Origin of the sequence: Methylorubrum salsuginis (assembly GCF_900114375.1) — a bacterium.
Classification (GTDB): domain Bacteria; phylum Pseudomonadota; class Alphaproteobacteria; order Rhizobiales; family Beijerinckiaceae; genus Methylobacterium; species Methylobacterium salsuginis.
In genome coordinates this window covers 159842-174813 of the sequence record NZ_FOSV01000009.1, presented here as the reverse complement: position 1 = coordinate 174813, position 14972 = coordinate 159842, and the positions used below count along the sequence as shown (strand labels likewise).

Annotated in this window: 18 protein-coding genes; 5 read left to right on the top strand and 13 right to left on the bottom strand. The window is 69.9% G+C overall.

Annotation, left to right across the window (positions count from 1 at the left end; translation table 11 throughout):
- The 12 genes from BM140_RS12900 to BM140_RS12845 form a co-directional block, all read right to left on the bottom strand.
- A partial coding sequence (locus BM140_RS12900; RefSeq protein ID WP_131803812.1) for a transposase occupies window positions 1–270 on the bottom strand: 270 nt, incomplete at its 3' end.
- Window positions 271–319: 49 nt separating this feature from the next.
- The gene (locus tag BM140_RS12895) at window positions 320–958 is read right to left on the bottom strand and encodes a riboflavin synthase (protein WP_091946568.1); all 639 of its coding nucleotides are present in this window, start codon (window positions 956–958) and stop codon (window positions 320–322) included.
- Window position 959: 1 nt separating this feature from the next.
- Window positions 960–2036 (bottom strand): bifunctional diaminohydroxyphosphoribosylaminopyrimidine deaminase/5-amino-6-(5-phosphoribosylamino)uracil reductase RibD, encoded by a 1077-nt coding sequence (gene ribD / locus BM140_RS12890; protein WP_207549456.1) that lies wholly within the window; start codon window positions 2034–2036, stop codon window positions 960–962.
- Window positions 2037–2080: 44 nt separating this feature from the next.
- Window positions 2081–2626 (bottom strand): transcriptional regulator NrdR, encoded by a 546-nt coding sequence (gene nrdR / locus BM140_RS12885; RefSeq protein WP_091946562.1) that lies wholly within the window; start codon window positions 2624–2626, stop codon window positions 2081–2083.
- Window positions 2627–2773: 147 nt separating this feature from the next.
- Complete coding sequence (gene glyA, locus BM140_RS12880; protein ID WP_091946559.1) at window positions 2774–4078, bottom strand: serine hydroxymethyltransferase; 1305 nt, start codon at window positions 4076–4078, stop codon at window positions 2774–2776.
- A 244-nt stretch (window positions 4079–4322) separates the two neighbouring features.
- On the bottom strand, window positions 4323–4808 hold the full coding sequence (locus tag BM140_RS12875) for a F0F1 ATP synthase subunit B family protein (RefSeq protein WP_207549455.1): 486 nt from the start codon (window positions 4806–4808) through the stop codon (window positions 4323–4325).
- A 97-nt stretch (window positions 4809–4905) separates the two neighbouring features.
- On the bottom strand, window positions 4906–5508 hold the full coding sequence (locus BM140_RS12870; protein WP_091946554.1) for a F0F1 ATP synthase subunit B family protein: 603 nt from the start codon (window positions 5506–5508) through the stop codon (window positions 4906–4908).
- 116 nt (window positions 5509–5624) lie between these two features.
- Window positions 5625–5852, bottom strand: a complete 228-nt coding sequence (locus BM140_RS12865; RefSeq protein ID WP_003601125.1) for a F0F1 ATP synthase subunit C — start codon at window positions 5850–5852, stop codon at window positions 5625–5627.
- A 56-nt stretch (window positions 5853–5908) separates the two neighbouring features.
- Window positions 5909–6664, bottom strand: a complete 756-nt coding sequence (locus tag BM140_RS12860; protein WP_091946551.1) for a F0F1 ATP synthase subunit A — start codon at window positions 6662–6664, stop codon at window positions 5909–5911.
- Window positions 6665–6751: 87 nt separating this feature from the next.
- Window positions 6752–7126, bottom strand: coding sequence for an AtpZ/AtpI family protein (locus BM140_RS12855; RefSeq protein WP_091946548.1), 375 nt, complete (start codon window positions 7124–7126; stop codon window positions 6752–6754).
- Between the two features lie 163 nt (window positions 7127–7289).
- Window positions 7290–7943, bottom strand: coding sequence for a DsbA family protein (locus BM140_RS12850; RefSeq protein WP_091946546.1), 654 nt, complete (start codon window positions 7941–7943; stop codon window positions 7290–7292).
- A gap of 141 nt (window positions 7944–8084) precedes the next feature.
- Complete coding sequence (locus BM140_RS12845; protein ID WP_091946543.1) at window positions 8085–8567, bottom strand: DUF721 domain-containing protein; 483 nt, start codon at window positions 8565–8567, stop codon at window positions 8085–8087.
- Between the two features lie 186 nt (window positions 8568–8753).
- Here BM140_RS12845 and mutY point away from each other — a divergent pair, with 186 nt between their 5' ends.
- A complete protein-coding gene (gene mutY, locus BM140_RS12840) occupies window positions 8754–9959 on the top strand; it encodes an A/G-specific adenine glycosylase (protein WP_091946540.1) in 1206 nt (401 codons plus the stop codon).
- A 56-nt stretch (window positions 9960–10015) separates the two neighbouring features.
- Here the strand turns inward: mutY and BM140_RS12835 are convergent, their stop codons facing one another.
- A complete protein-coding gene (locus BM140_RS12835) occupies window positions 10016–11209 on the bottom strand; it encodes a site-specific DNA-methyltransferase (RefSeq protein WP_091946538.1) in 1194 nt (397 codons plus the stop codon).
- 429 nt (window positions 11210–11638) lie between these two features.
- On the opposite strand from BM140_RS12835, the gene BM140_RS12830 reads away from it, so the two are divergent.
- From BM140_RS12830 to BM140_RS12815, 4 genes are all read left to right on the top strand, one after another.
- Complete coding sequence (locus tag BM140_RS12830; protein ID WP_091946616.1) at window positions 11639–11986, top strand: septal ring lytic transglycosylase RlpA family protein; 348 nt, start codon at window positions 11639–11641, stop codon at window positions 11984–11986.
- A 145-nt stretch (window positions 11987–12131) separates the two neighbouring features.
- Window positions 12132–12449, top strand: a complete 318-nt coding sequence (locus BM140_RS12825) for a polyhydroxyalkanoic acid system family protein (RefSeq protein ID WP_091946535.1) — start codon at window positions 12132–12134, stop codon at window positions 12447–12449.
- Between the two features lie 75 nt (window positions 12450–12524).
- Complete coding sequence (locus BM140_RS12820) at window positions 12525–12743, top strand: hypothetical protein (RefSeq protein WP_091946533.1); 219 nt, start codon at window positions 12525–12527, stop codon at window positions 12741–12743.
- 180 nt (window positions 12744–12923) lie between these two features.
- Complete coding sequence (locus tag BM140_RS12815; protein ID WP_091946530.1) at window positions 12924–14729, top strand: ATP-binding cassette domain-containing protein; 1806 nt, start codon at window positions 12924–12926, stop codon at window positions 14727–14729.
- Window positions 14730–14972: the final 243 nt, after the last annotated feature.

Here is a 14972-nt window from a genome sequence, read left to right as displayed (position 1 = left end):
CAGGCGCTCCAACAGGACCTGATGCAGCCGCGCCCACACGCCGGCTGCCTGCCAGTCGCGCAGACGCCGCCAGCAACTCATGCCGCTCCCGCAGCCCATCTCGGCCGGTAGCATCTCCCAGGGTAGGCCGGAGCGCAGCACGAACAGGATGCCGGTCAGCGCCGCCCGATTGTCGATCGGAGGCCGTCCGCCCTTCGGGCGCGGCCGAGGCGGCGGCAGGAGCGGGGCAATCTCCGTCCAGAGATCGTCGGGAAGCAGAGCGCGAGCCATGCCCCACCAACGCACCATCCACCGCTTCGTGCCGTTCTGTTAGGCGCTCTTAACCCTGCATCAACCCGCGCGCCTCGGCGAGGCGGGCGGCGTAGCGGGCGATCAGATCGACCTCGAGGTTGACCCGGTCGCCGGCCCGGCGGTCCTCCCAGGTCGTGACCGAGAGGCTGTGCGGGATCAGCAGCACCGAGAAGTCGGTGCCGTCGACCGTATTGACGGTGAGCGAGGTGCCGTCGAGGCAGACCGAGCCCTTCTCGGCGATGAAGCCGGCAAGCGCGGCGGGCGCCCGCAGGGTGAAGCGCTCGCTCGCCCCCCACGGATTGTCCTCGCCGGTCACCGTCTCGCGGGCGACGATCTCGGCCACGCCATCGACATGGCCGGTGACGAGGTGCCCGCCCATCTCGTCGCCGAGCTTGAGCGAGCGCTCCAGATTGACCCGCGTGCCCTCGCGCCATGCGCCGACGGTGGTGCGCGCCAGCGTCTCGGCGGCGGCGTCCACGGCGAAGCGGCAGCCGCTGCCGTGCGGTGCGATCGAGACGGCGGTGAGGCAGGGACCGGCGCAGGCGATGGAAGCGCCGAGCGCGATCGTAGCGGGATCGTAGGCGCTCTCGATGACGATGCGGGCGAGCCGCTCGCCGCCCTCGATCGAGACGACGCGTCCGACATCGGTGACGAGCCCGGTGAACATCTCAAACCCTCTCGTAGGTGACGGCCGTGTCGGGACCGAGCTTCCGGGCCTCGACCTCGCGCAGGGTGCCGTCGGACAGGCGGCGGGCGAGGTTCGGCCCGATGGCCGGCAGGCCGCCCGCGCCGCCGAGTTCGCCGGGGCCGGTGATGAGCGTGCAGGCGTCGATGAGATCGTGGCCCGCGAGCGCGTCCGCAAGCGCCGGCCCGCCCTCGCTGCAGATGCGGGTCAGGCCGCGCTCGGCGAGCGCGATCATCGCGGCGCGAAGGTCGATGCGCCCGGCCGCGTCGGTGGCCACCGGCAGAAGCTCGACGCCGAAGGAGGCGAGCATCCGCCGGGCATGGGCCGGGGTGTGACGTCCGGTGACCACGAGGGTCGGGATGTCGCGCGCGCCCCGTACCAGATGGGTCGACGGCGTGAGCCGAAGGGTCGAATCGAGGACGATCCGCAGGGGCGAACGGTCGGAGAGGCCCGGCAGGCGCACGGTGAGCGAGGGATCGTCCGCCCGCGCCGTGCCGATGCCGACCATGATCGCGTCGGCATGGGCCCGCCACAGATGCACGACGCCGTCGGCGACCGCCCCGGTGATCTTCAGCCGCTCGCCGCCCGAGGGCGCGGCGAAGCCGTCGCGGGTGCGGGCGAGCTTGAGATGCAGGCTCGGGCGCCCGCGCGTGACGCGGGAGACATGGCCGCGATGGTCGCGCCGGGCCTCCTCGCGCAGGAGGCCGGTCTCGACGGCGATGCCGGCCTCCCGCAGCAGCGCGTGGCCGCGGCCGGCCACGCGGGGATCGGGATCCTCCATCGCCGTGACGACACGGGCGATGCCCGCGGCGATCGCCGCGTCGGCGCAGGGCGGGGTGCGGCCGTGATGCGAGCACGGCTCCAGACTAACATAGAGCGTCGCCCCGCGGGCGGCGTCGCCGGCCATGGCCAGTGCCAGCGGCTCGGCATGGGGGCGCCCGCCCGGCGCGGTTGCGGCCTGCCCGACGATCCGACCGTCGGCCACCACCACGGCGCCGACGCTCGGGTTCGGCCATGTGCAGCCGAGATGACGTCGCCCCAGCGCCAGAGCGAGGCGCATGGCGCGATGATCGAGGGCGCTCCAATCGCTCACGGCAGCCCCCGTCAGCTTCGCGAGCGCGCCGGGCGGCGCCGCGGCGGGGCAGGGGACTCGGCCTCCTCCTCGGCCGGCGCGGGCGCGCGCTCGTCACCTCCGGGCAGGCGCCCGCCGAGGGTTCCGAGAAGGTCCTGGAAGTCCTGGGCCTCGCGAAAATTCTTGTAGACCGAGGCGAAACGGACATAGGCCACGTCGTCGAGGCCCTTGAGGCCTTCCATCACCGCCTCGCCGATCGCCTCGCTGGTGACCTCGCCGTCGCCGGTGCTCTCCAGGCGGCGCACCACGCCGGAGACGAGACGCTCGATCCGCTCGGGGTCGACCGGACGCTTGCGCAAAGCCACGTCGATCGAGCGCTGGAGCTTGTCGCGGTCGAACGGCATCCGCTTGCCGGAGCGCTTGAGCACCGTCAGCTCGCGCAGTTGCACCCGCTCGAAGGTGGTGAAGCGCCCCCCGCAATCCGGGCAGACGCGGCGGCGCCGGATCGCGGCGGAATCCTCGCTCGGCCGCGAATCCTTCACCTGCGTGTCGGGACCCCCGCAGAACGGACACCGCATCGCGCGCTTCGATACCTCTGCTCATCCCGGTCAGGCCGGGACGCCTCTGTGCCCCAGCCGGCCCCGGATTGCCAGAAGGGAGCGGAAACGGAAGCGGCCGCGGACCCATGGGATCCGCGGCCGCGCCGACACCGGTCGAGGGTGCGCTTACTGGTAGATCGGGAAGCGGTCGGTCAGGGCGTGGACCTTGTCCTTCACCGCCGCCTCGACCGCGGCGTCGCCGCCCTCGCCCTTGGCGGCGAGGCCGTCGAGCACCTCGACGATGAACGAGCCGACCTGCTTGAACTCGGCGACGCCGAAGCCGCGGCTCGTGCTGGCCGGGGTGCCGAGGCGGATGCCCGAGGTGATGGTCGGCTTCTGCGTGTCGAACGGGACGCCGTTCTTGTTGCAGGTGATGTGGGCGCGCGACAGGGCGGCCTCGGCGGCCTTGCCGGTGAGGCCCTTCCGCTGCAGATCGACCAGCATCAGGTGGTTGTCGGTGCCGCCCGAGGTGATGTCGTAGCCGCCGGAGATGATGGTGTCGGCCAGCGCCTTGGCGTTGTCGATCACCTGCTTGGCGTAGATCTTGAACTCCGGCTTGAGCGCCTCGCCGAAGGCCACGGCCTTGCCGGCGATGACGTGCATCAGCGGGCCGCCCTGGATGCCCGGGAAGATCGCCGAGTTGAACTTCTTGGCCAGCGCCTCGTCGTTCGTCAGGATCATGCCGCCGCGGGGACCACGGAGGGTCTTGTGCGTGGTGGTGGTGGCGACGTGGGCGTGCGGGAACGGCGACGGATGCAGGCCCGCGGCGACGAGGCCGGCGAAGTGGGCCATGTCGACCATGAAGTAGGCGCCGACGGAATCGGCGATCTCACGGAACTTGGCGAAGTCCCACTGGCGCGGATAGCCGGAGCCGCCGGCGATGATCACCTTCGGCTTGTGCTCCTGCGCGAGCTGGGCGACCTGCTCCATGTCGATGCGCTGGTCGTCGCGGCGCACGGTGTAGGAGACCGGCTTGAACCACTTGCCCGACACGTTCGGGGGCGCGCCGTGAGTCAGGTGGCCGCCGGCGGCGAGGTCGAGGCCGAGGAAGGTGTCGCCCGGCTGCATGAGGGCGAGGAAGACGCCCTGGTTGGCCTGGGAGCCGGAATTCGGCTGCACGTTGGCGAAGCCGCAATCGAACAGGCGCTTGGCGCGGTCGATCGCCAGCTCCTCGGCGATGTCCACGAACTGGCAGCCGCCGTAGTAGCGGCGGCCCGGATAGCCCTCCGCGTACTTGTTCGTCAGCACCGACCCCTGGGCCTCGAGCACGGCGCGCGACACGATGTTCTCGGAGGCGATCAGCTCGATCTCGTGCTGCTGGCGCCCGAGCTCCTGAGCGACCGCCTTGGCGATCTCGGGATCGGTCTGTTCGAGGTGCGCGGAAAAGAAGGTGTCGAGGGTGGTGTTGTCGGTGGCGGTACCGGCGCTCATGAGCGAAGCCTCTTCTGATGTTTCCTGATTAAACCCACCCGTTTGTCGCCAGCGCGCACGGGGGTGCTTTTCGAGGGCCATTTCTACACGGCGGAGCATGACAGGCCAAGCGCAGCTGATTTTGCGCCCGCCGTCAAAAATTTTCACGGGAGCGTCATCGCTGCGCTCATGCAGAGCTTTCCGCACAACGAAAAACGCCCGGCACGGAGCCGGGCGTTCGCGAAAAACGGGGATCGTCGAAGGATCAGGCCGAAAGGCGCGTCTTTACGTCGCCGAGGCTGGAGCGGACCAGGTTTTGGGCGGCGTCGCCCTGAAGGCGCTCCTTCAGGATCACCTCCGAGACCTTGACCGCGGCGTCGGCGGCGGCGGCCCGGACCTGGGCGGCGGCCTGAACCTCGGCCTGCGCGATCTTCGACTCGGCGGCCTTGGTGCGGCGGGCGACGAAGTCGGCCAGCTTGGCCTGGCCCTCGGCGTTGAGGCGCTCGGCCTCCTGACGGGCGGCGGCGACGATGGCCTCGGCCTCCTTCTCGGCCTGGGCGCGGCGGCGCTTGTAATCGTCGAGGACGGAGGCGGCCTCTTCGCGCAGGCGGCGCGCCTCGTCGAGCTCATGGCGCACGCGCTTGGCGCGGCTGTCGAGGCCGCCGGTCATCGCCTTGAAGCCGCCGACCTTCCAGACGATGGCCATGAAGGCCACGAAGGCCACGAGGACCCAGAATTCCGCGGTCAACAGCATGTCGGTCTCAAACCCTTGGTCGGCCTGTCCCGGCGCAGCGGCACGGGTCCGGTTCGATAGAGCGAGGTCGGCTTGAGTGCGCCGACCCGCGGGATCAGTTCAGCGCGGGCGTGCCGTCGAGGGCGCGGTTCAGGGCGGCCTGGTCGGGGGCTTGACCGGTCAGACGCTCCACGATGGCGGAAGCGGCCTCGCCGGCGATGGCGCGGACATTGCCCATGGCCTCGGTCGTGCGGGCGCGGATCGTCGCATCGGAGGCGGCGAGGCGCTGATTCAGCTCGGCCTCGACGGACTTGCGCTTGGCGTCGGCTTCCGCCGAAAGGGCGTTGCGGGTGTCCTGGGCGATGGACTGGGCCTTGGCCTGGGCCTGCCGCAGGGAGGTCTCGTAGGCGGCGCCGGCGGCGTCGGCCTCGGCCTTCATGCGCTGGGCCTCGTCGAGATCGGCCGACAGGCGCCGGGCGCGGTCGCCGAGGATGGCCTCGATGCGCGGGAGCGCAATCTTGGACATCAGATAGTAGAGCAGGCCGAAGGCGAGCGCGAGCCAGATCAGCTGCGAGAGGAAGGTGTGGCTCTCGAAGGGCGGGAAGGCGGAATGGTGGCCGCCGGAAGCCTGTTCGGTGTGAGCCTGGGGGCTCCCGGGCGGAACGATCTTCGTATCCGCGTTCGGGGAAGGGGTCGTGAGGGGATTCTTCTCGGCCATGGCCCTGTCCGGTGACGTCGGAAGGCCGGCTCCGCGGGCGGAGCGGCCGGATCAGAAAGCGGGGGAGGAAAGGCGGGCCGTGTCGGCCGCCTCCCTCTCCCCCGACGTGCGATGCGTCAGACGGCGAACAGGAGCAGCAGGGCGACGAGCAGCGAGAAGATGCCGAGCGCCTCGGTGAGCGCGAAGCCCAGGAGGAGGTTGGTGCGCTGGCTATCGGCGGCCGACGGGTTGCGCAGGGCACCCGCGTAGAACTGACCGAACAGGTTGCCGAGGCCGATGCTGGCGCCCGCCATGCCGAGGCAGGCGAGGCCGGCGCCGATGTACTTCGCAGCGACGGGATCCATGAAACACTCCTGAGGTTCGAACGGTGTTCTCGAGGGGAAGGTCCGACCGATGAGGATCAGTGGCCGGGGTGAAGAGCGTCGGCGAGGTAGACCGCCGTCAGCGTCGCGAACACGTAGGCCTGGAGGGCCGCGACGAGGAATTCGAGGGCCGTCAGCGCGACGGTGAGCGCGAGCGGCAGGGGCGAGAGCACGCCCCAGGCGCCGGCGACCAGCAGCTGGACCACGAAGAAGGCGAAGATCTTCAGCGCGATGTGGCCGGCCAGGACGTTGGCGAAGAGACGGACCGAGAGGCTGATCGGACGCGACAGGAACGACACGATCTCGATCGGAACCATGATCAGCAGCAGCGGCTTGGGCACGCCCGAGGGCACGAACACGCCGAGGAAGTGGGTGCCGTGCTTGGCCACGCCGTAGATCACCACGGTGAGGATCACGATCAGGGCGAGGCCGAAGGTGACGATGAGATGGCTGGTCACCGCGAAGGCGTAGGGAATCATGCCGAACAGGTTGAGCACCAGCACGAACATGAACAGCGAGAAGACCAGCGGCAGGAAGCGCTTGCCGTCGGCGCCCGTGGCCTGGTGAACCGTGTCGGCGATGAATTCGTAGAGCGTCTCGGCGAGCGCCTGAAGGCGGCCCGGCACGACGGAGCGCCCCGAGGTGGCCACGATGGTCAGGAGCGCGATGACGCCCACCGCCGCGAACATGTACAGAGCCGATTGCGTAAACGCGATCTGCTGGTTGCCGATATGCCCCAGCGAGACGAGCGGCTGCAGCTCGAACTGGTGGATCGGGTCGACACTGACCGCCATTGGCTCGCTTCCGCCCTTCTTCGTGTCGCGCCGGGTGCCTGGCGGCTCCCATGTCGCGCGTCGCCCTTACACGATGCCGGGCGAGTCTCAAGACCCTTCCCGGCGATCTTTCTCAGCTTTCTGGCCGCTGAAGCCGCTGACCCGCATGACGTTGTAGATGCCGGTGATGAAGCCCAGCATCAGCAACACGATCATTCCCCAGGGCTTGGTGCCGAAGAGATGATCGAACAGGTATCCGAGGATTCCCCCGGCGATCACACCCGCGATGAACTCGGTCGAGAGGCGCATGGCCTGCCCGAGCTGGGCCGACCCGCCGGGCGTGCCGGCGCGCGCAGGGGCCGGGGCGGCTTTGGGCCGCCTGCCCTCGAGCTGCGTCTCGAGACGTTTGAGCCTCGCGGAGAGATCGCCATCGTCGGGAGGCCCGCCCGGACCGCTCCCAGTGCCGGAGGGATCGCCGCTCACGGGCGACCCCACACGTCGTCGGGAGCGGAGGGATAAGGCCTGCCCCCTCGGCGCGGCGCACCATAGTTTCGCCATCCTAGCGAGTCAAGGCGCATACGGCTCGGGTTAAGCCTCTGATTTTGCATGACTATCCGTGTTTCCGCGCGCCTCGTCCGGCTCCCGTTCACGCGCCGAGGATCGGCTTGATGATCTTCTCCAACTCTTCGATCGAGAGCGCGCCGCTATACTTGGTGCCGTTGATGAAGAAGGTCGGGGTCGATTCGACCTTGAAGGTCTCCAGGCCGCGGGTCTTCACCGCATTGATGGCGCCATAGGTCTTCTGGTCCTTGAGGCAGGTCTCGAACTTCTCCTTCGAGAAGCCCGCCTGGCGCAGAATCTGCTCCAGGGCGTCGACGGGCGATTGGGGCTTGCGCACGAAGGCCCAGTTCTGCTGCTGATCGAACAGGAGGTCGGAGATCGGGTAGTACTTCTCGTTGCCGTCGCAGCGCGACAGCATGAAGGCCGCGGTCGAGAGCGGATCGAGCGGGAATTCACGCAGGGTGAAGCGTACCTTGCCGGTGTCGATGTAGCGCTCCTTCAGGAGCGGATACGTGTCCTTGTGGAAGTGGGCGCAGTGCGAGCAGGTCAGCGAGGCGTACTCGATGATCGTGACCTTGGCATCCGCCGGCCCGAGCCAGACGTCGCCGAGCGGGCCGGGCTGCAGCAGGGCCGCCGTGTCGGCCGACTGCGCCAGCGCCCCGGCGATGAGGCGGGGCATCAGGACGGCCGCGCCGAGGGCGAGACCGGTGGTCTTGAGGGCGTCGCGCCGGGTGATCATGGCAGGGACGGGCTCCGTTGAGGCCGCGAGGGGCCAGAGGCGTCGAGGTATAGGCGGATCGGGGGCGCGCTGACCGCGCACACGTCGCCGCACGGGGTTTGGGCGCCCCTTATCACGTCGCGCGAACCCGAGGCAGCCCCGTCAGCGCGGTTGCCCGGCCACCACGGCGATGCCGAGCCGGTCGAGGGCGTCGCGCAGGGGGTCGTCCTCGATCCGCGAGACCGCGACTGCCACCTCGCCGCGGCGCACCGGATCGAGGGGCGGCGCGGGCTTGCGGCGCGGCGCCCGGTGCAGCCGGTCCTGGCGCAGCACCAGCTTGCCGACGCAGGCCCAGCCGTAATGCGCGTTGACCCGCTGGATCACCACCGGGGCGAGATGCTGGAGTTCGAGCGCGAACGCACCCTCGACCCGCACCACCAGGGTGCCGGGCTCGGGCCGCCCCTCGGCGTCACGCCGGGCGCGGCGGGGCCATTCGAGCTTCACCGGCTGGCAGGCATCGGCCAGCCGCGACCCGACGATGCCGGGCCATACGGAAATAATGTCGGCGGACGCAAAACCCTGCGCCGCGAAGGCCGGGCCGACGCAGGCACCGATCAGGTCGGCCAGGGGTTTTGCGCGCGCCATCGGCTGTCCGGAAGGGGAGGGGTCGGGATCGAGCGGCGGGCCTGCCGCGCCGGGAGTCGTGTCGGCGTCGGAGAGGATACCGGACTTTCCTTTCTCGATCTCCCCATCGCAAAAGCGAAGCTTTGTCGTCCCGGCGTGGCGCGGGGCGTCTTTTGCCGTCCGCGCCGCCCCGCTATGGACTGGCGCATGCCCGCCGCCACGGCCGCCGACCTCCTGACATGGTACGACCGGCACCGCCGGGCGCTGCCCTGGCGCGCGCTCCCCGGCGTGCGGCCCGACCCCTACCGGGTCTGGCTCTCCGAGGTGATGCTGCAGCAGACCACCGTCACGGCGGTCAAACCCTACTTCGAAAAATTCCTGACGCTGTTTCCGAACGTGAAGGCGCTCGCGGCGGCGCCGGAAGAGGCGGTGATGTCGGCCTGGGCCGGGCTCGGCTATTATTCCCGCGCGCGCAACCTCCACGCCTGCGCCAAGGCGGTCGCCGCCGTCGGGCGCTTCCCCGACACGGAAGAGGGATTACGAAAACTTCCCGGCATCGGCGCCTACACGGCGGGCGCCATCGCGGCCATCGCCTTCGACCGGCCCGCGGCGGCGGTGGACGGCAATGTCGAGCGGGTGATGACGCGCCTCCACGCCATCGAAACCCCGCTCCCCGCCGCCCGGGCGCAGATCCGCCTGCTGACGCAGGCCATGGTGCCGCACGACCGGCCCGGCGACTTCGCGCAAGCGGTGATGGACCTCGGCGCCACCCTCTGCACCCCGAAGCGCCCGGCCTGCGCCCTGTGCCCCTGGATGCGCCCCTGCCGCGCCCGCGCCGAGGGCTTGCAGGACACCTTCCCGCGCAAGCTGAAGAAGGAGAAGGGGATTTTGCGCAAGGGCGCGGCCTTCGTCGCGCTCAGGGCCGGCGACGAGGCGATCCTCCTGCGCACGCGCCCGCCGGAAGGGCTGCTGGGTTCGATGGCCGAGCCGCCCGGAAGCCCGTGGCTGCCCGATTACGATCCGGCCAAGGGCCTGCTCGACGCGCCCCTCGACGCCCGTTGGAAGCGCCTGCCCGGCGTGGTGAAGCACGGCTTCACCCATTTCCCGCTGGAGCTGACGGTGTTCTTCGCCCGCGTCGCCGCCGGGACAGTGGCCCCGGAGGGCATGCGCTTCACTCCGCGCGAAAAGCTCGATGAGGAGCCGATTCCCGGCGCGATGAAGAAGGTGCTGGCCCACGCGCTCGCCGGCCCGGTGCCGGTCGCCGTCGCAGCGCCGCCGCCCGTGCGGGAGCCCGATCTAGCGACCCCGCCGGAGCCCGAGCCGGTCAAGCGGCGCGGGCCGATCCCGAAGCCGCCCTCCTTGCGGCCTTCGGAACTGGCGCGGGTCGTGAAAAGGCCGCCGAAGGCCCGTTGACAATCGAGCGCAGGGCTCTGCCCTGCACCCGCGAAAGGACTCGTCCTTTCGTATCCTTATCCCTGCGTCTGCGCCCGCATCTTGGAGCGGAACTCGTCGATACAGACGAGTTTGCCGCCGCGCTCGGCGTACCAGAAGGTCCAGCCGTTGCAGGCGGGCAGACCCTGGACCAGGGCGCCGACCTTGTGGATCGAGCCCATCGCCGGGCCGATGCCGAGCTGACCGTCCGGGCGCACCGTCGCCTTGAAGCGGCGGCGCTCGTCGGTCAGCGTCTCGCCGGGGCGCACCAGCCCCGCCTCGACCACGCTGAGGAACGGCACCCGCGGCTCCGCGCGCTTCGGCGTCGCCAAGGCGAGCGAGGCGGAGGACAGGGGCTCGACCGCGTCGATCCGCGCCTGCGCCGCTGCGGCGTAGGTCGCGTCGCGCTCGCAGCCGATGAAGTGACGGCCGAGCCGCTTGGCCACGGCGCCGGTGGTGCCGGAGCCGAAGAAGGGATCGAGCACCACGTCGCCGGGATTGGTCGCGGCCAAGAGCGTGCGGGCGACGAGCGCCTCAGGCTTCTGGGTCGGATGGACCTTGCGGCCCGCCCCGTCCTTCAGCCGTTCCTCACCGGTGCAGAGCGGCAGGAACCAGTCGGAGCGCATCTGGAGGTCTTCGTTGCCGGCCTTCAGGGCGTCGTAATGGAACGTGTACTTGGCCTGCGGCGAGCGCGAGGCCCAGATCAGGGTTTCGTGGGCGTTGGTGAACCGCTTGCCGCGGAAATTCGGCATCGGGTTGGCCTTGCGCCACACGATGTCGTTCAGGATCCAGTAACCGAGATCCTGCAACGCGCTCCCGACCCGGAAGATGTTGTGGTACGACCCGATCACCCAAAGGGTCGCGTTCGGCTTCATCGCCCGGCGCGCGGCCTTCAGCCAGGCACGGGTGAAGTCGTCGTAGGCTTCGAAGCTCGAGAACTTGTCCCAGTCGTCGTCGACCGCATCGACCACGCTGTGGTCGGGGCGCGTGAGACCGGCTTCTCCGAGCTGGAGATTGTAGGGCGGGTCGGCGAAGACGCAGTCGACGCTTTCCGCCGGCAGACGCTCCATCGCGGCGATGCAGTCGCCGAGCAGGATTTCGTCGAGGGGAAGTCTGGGGAGACGCTGGACGGAGGGTGCGAGACCCATCCGCGGCGCCGACGCGATCCGCCCGGTACGCGAGACTTGTTTCCGGGCGGTGGCGCCGGCAACCGCGGTACGCGGGGAAGCCATGGCAAACACCGGTTACGCGACTGACCACCGGACCATGACGCGGTCACGGTAAAGGCCGCGTTTGCCGTTTCACGAAACATGCGTCTCACTATGGGTCGGCAGTTTTTGCCGGGCCCTGCCATGCGGCGAGCGCGGGGCTGGTCCGCCGCGCATGGTCAGCCGGATACGGGGCTTATTCCGGTCGTCGCGCCCCTCGAACCCATCCGCCGAATGCTTTCGCGGCAAGCAACGATGATTTGGCACGCCGGCCTGCCCAGGCAACGGCAAATAATCAATTCTTACCCGCCGGCCTCACTCTGAAAACCCCTGGCTGTAGTCGCATGCGGGGCGTTTTTGCGGCGCAACATCCGCGTCTTATTTTGGCCGGGTTCAGGCTCATTTTCCGCGGCGCTCGCAACGAACAGCAACAACAAGGGAATGCGTTCGAAGATGAAGGTCACCAGCTGGACCGCCGCCGCCTGTCTCGCCACCGTCCTCGGCAGCGCCGCGGCGCTGCCCGCCCAGGCCCAAGGGGGCAAGGCATCCTGGTACGGGAGCGGTCACCGCACGGCGAACGGCGAGCGGTTCAACCCCAACGGACTCACCGCCGCCCATCGCAGCCTGCCCTTCGGCACCCGCGTCCGCGTCACCAACCGGTCCAACGGCCGCTCCGTGGTCGTGCGCATCAACGACCGCGGCCCGTTCGTCGGCGGTCGCGTGATCGATCTGGCCCGCGGCTCGGCCCGCGCCATCGGTCTCGGCGGCGTCAGCTACGTCTCGCTGTCCGTGGTGCGCTGAGAGCGCCAGCGGATCGGCTCCCTGCGTGGAGCCCCCCTCGGCAACCCCGTTTGCGGCTGGAAAGCCCGGTCGGCGTTGCCGAGGGGACGGCCTCTTCCCATAATCCGGCACACCGATTGTCCGGCGTTGAGGAGGAGAAGTCGCGATGGCGAAGCCGATGGTGGTCGAGATTCCGCACGAACTCGGCCGCGAGGAAGCCCGCCGCCGCATCGCGGAGGGCACCGCCAAGGCGCGGGATGCCCTGGGCAAGAGCGGCATCGCCATCAACGCCCTCGACTGGACCGGCGACCGTCTCGACTATTCCGTCACGGCGCTCGCCCAGACGGTGACCGGCCAGATCGATGTCGGCCAGGACAGCGTCCGGGTCGAGGTGCGCCTGCCGCTGTTGCTCTCGGTTTTCGCCTCGAAGCTCCAGAAGATCGTCGGCCGCGAGGGCAACAACCTGCTCATCACCAAGAAGTAGCGGAACTCCGCTTCGGGCGGCGCTGTTGGCCCCGGTCGCGGCTCCGTCGGGCCGCAGAACCGAAGCGTGCCGCCCATGTCGAATCCCGGACCGATCCCGGAAGCCCCGCAGCCGACGACGCCCGATCCCGCCCCGCCGGTCGAGCCGCCGCAGGTGCCCGAACCCGGACCGGGCCCGGAAATCCCCGGCGGCACCCCTGCCGAGGCGCCGGGCGGGACCCCGACGGAGATTCCGGTCGAGGCTCCCGGATTGCCGGGCTCGACGCCCACCGGACCGGCCAACCCGGTCGCCTGACGCGCGCGCCCGACATCGAACGACGAGGATCCGACTCATCCTCGTTCGCCCACGCGACTGCGTGGCGGCGGCCGTGCGCCGGACGCTCGGACCGGGATCATCGATCCCGGTCCGTGCAACATGAAAAGCCTATCCCGAATCGGGTTTGTTCCGGGCTGCGGCTGCTGCCATAAGCCCGGCATGGCCGCCCCCCCGCTCCTCACCCTGCAAGACGTCGCGCTCACCTTCGGCGGCACGCCGCTGATCGAGCGGGCGGAGTTGACGATCGCCCCCGGCGAGCGCGCCTGCCTCGTCGGCCGCAACGGCTCGGGCAAGTCGACCTTGATGCGCATTGCCGCCGGTTTCGCCGAACCGGACAAGGGCGAGCGCTTCCTCCAGCCCGGCACCACTCTTCGCTACCTCGCGCAGGAGCCGGACTTCACGGGCTTTGCCTCGACGCTCGACTTCGTGCAGGCCGGCCTCGCGCCGGGCGACGACCCCTATCGCGGCCGCTACCTGCTGGAGAGCCTGGGGCTCACCGGCGAGGAGGACCCGTCCCGGCTTTCCGGCGGCGAGGCGCGCCGTGCCGCGCTCGCCCAGGCGCTGGCGCCCGAGCCCGACATCCTGCTGCTGGACGAGCCGACCAACCATCTCGACCTTCCGGCCATCGAGTGGCTCGAGACCGAATTGAAGCGTTCGCGCTCGGCTCTCATCCTGATCAGCCACGACCGGCGCTTCCTCACGGCGCTCTCGCGCGCCACGATCTGGCTCGACCGCGGCGTCACCCGCCGGATCGAGCAGGGCTTCGGCAGCTTCGAGGCGTGGCGCGACGCCTTCTTCGAGGAAGAGGAGCGCGACAAGCACAAGCTCGACCGCAAGATCGCCGCGGAAGAGGACTGGCTTCGCTACGGCGTCACCGCCCGGCGCAAGCGCAACGTCCGCCGCCTGTCTGACCTGCACACCCTGCGCAAGCAGAGCCGCGACCACCGCCGCCCCGTGGGCCAGGCGGTGATGACCGCGACCGAGGGCGAGGCCTCCGGCACGCTCATCGCCGAGGCCCGGCGGGTGTCGAAATCCTACGGAGACCGCAAGATCGTCGACGATCTCTCCCTGCGCGTCGTGCGCGGCGACCGGCTCGGCATCGTCGGCCCCAACGGCGCGGGCAAGACCACGCTGATCAACCTGCTCACCGGCGCGCTCGCCCCCGATTCGGGCGAGATGCGCCTCGGCACCGGCCTCAACATGGTCCATCTCGACCAGCGCCGGGCCTCGCTCGATCCCGAAGCCACCGTCTCCGAGGTGCTGACGGGCGGGCGCGGCGACACCGTCGATGTCGGCGGCCGGAGCCGCCACGTCATCGGCTATCTCAAGGACTTCCTGTTCTCCCCCGAGCAGGCCCGCACGCCGGTGAGCGTCCTGTCGGGCGGCGAGCGCAACCGCCTGCTGATCGCCCGCACCCTGGCGCAGGCCTCCAATCTCCTCGTCCTCGACGAGCCGACCAACGACCTCGATCTCGAGACCCTCGACCTGCTGCAGGAGATGCTCGGCGACTATGCCGGCACCCTGATCCTCGTGAGCCACGACCGCGACTTCCTCGACCGCGTCGCCGGCAGCGTGCTGGTGAGCGAGGGGGAGGGCCGCTGGGTCGAGTATGCCGGCGGCTACACCGACATGCTGGCCCAGCGCGGGCGCGGCGTGGAAGCGCGCGAGGCGAAGGAGAAAGTCCGCGAGCGGGCGCCGCGTGCCGATTCGCCGAAGGAGCCTCAGAAGGAAGCGAAGGCCAAGCTCGGCTTCAAGGAGCAGCACGAACTCAAGACCCTGCCGAACCGGATCGCCGAACTGGAGGCCGGCATCGCCAAGCTGCGCGAGGTGCTGTCCGATTCCGGTCTCTATGCCCGCGATCCCGAGCGCTTCCGCAAGGCCACCGCGCTGCTGGGCGCGGCCGAGACCGAACTCGCGAGCGCCGAGGACCGCTGGCTCACCCTGGAGATGATGCGCGAGGCGTGAGGGCGCCCGAGGGAGTCGGGCCGGAAGCCGTCGGTGATGCTCGACGGCAACGTTAGGCCGATCCGTTAGACAGCAAAGTTCTCCTGTAATTACCGCGATGTGGGGAAAAGCCGCCGGTTGAGCCGACCAATACGTTGCGGCTCTGCAACAGCCCCCGACGAAGCCGGTTTCGGACGCCGTTACGGCCCTCGACTCGGTTGCCCGTACGGCCGCGCTCGCTCATGGTGCCTCGGCGAACGGGAA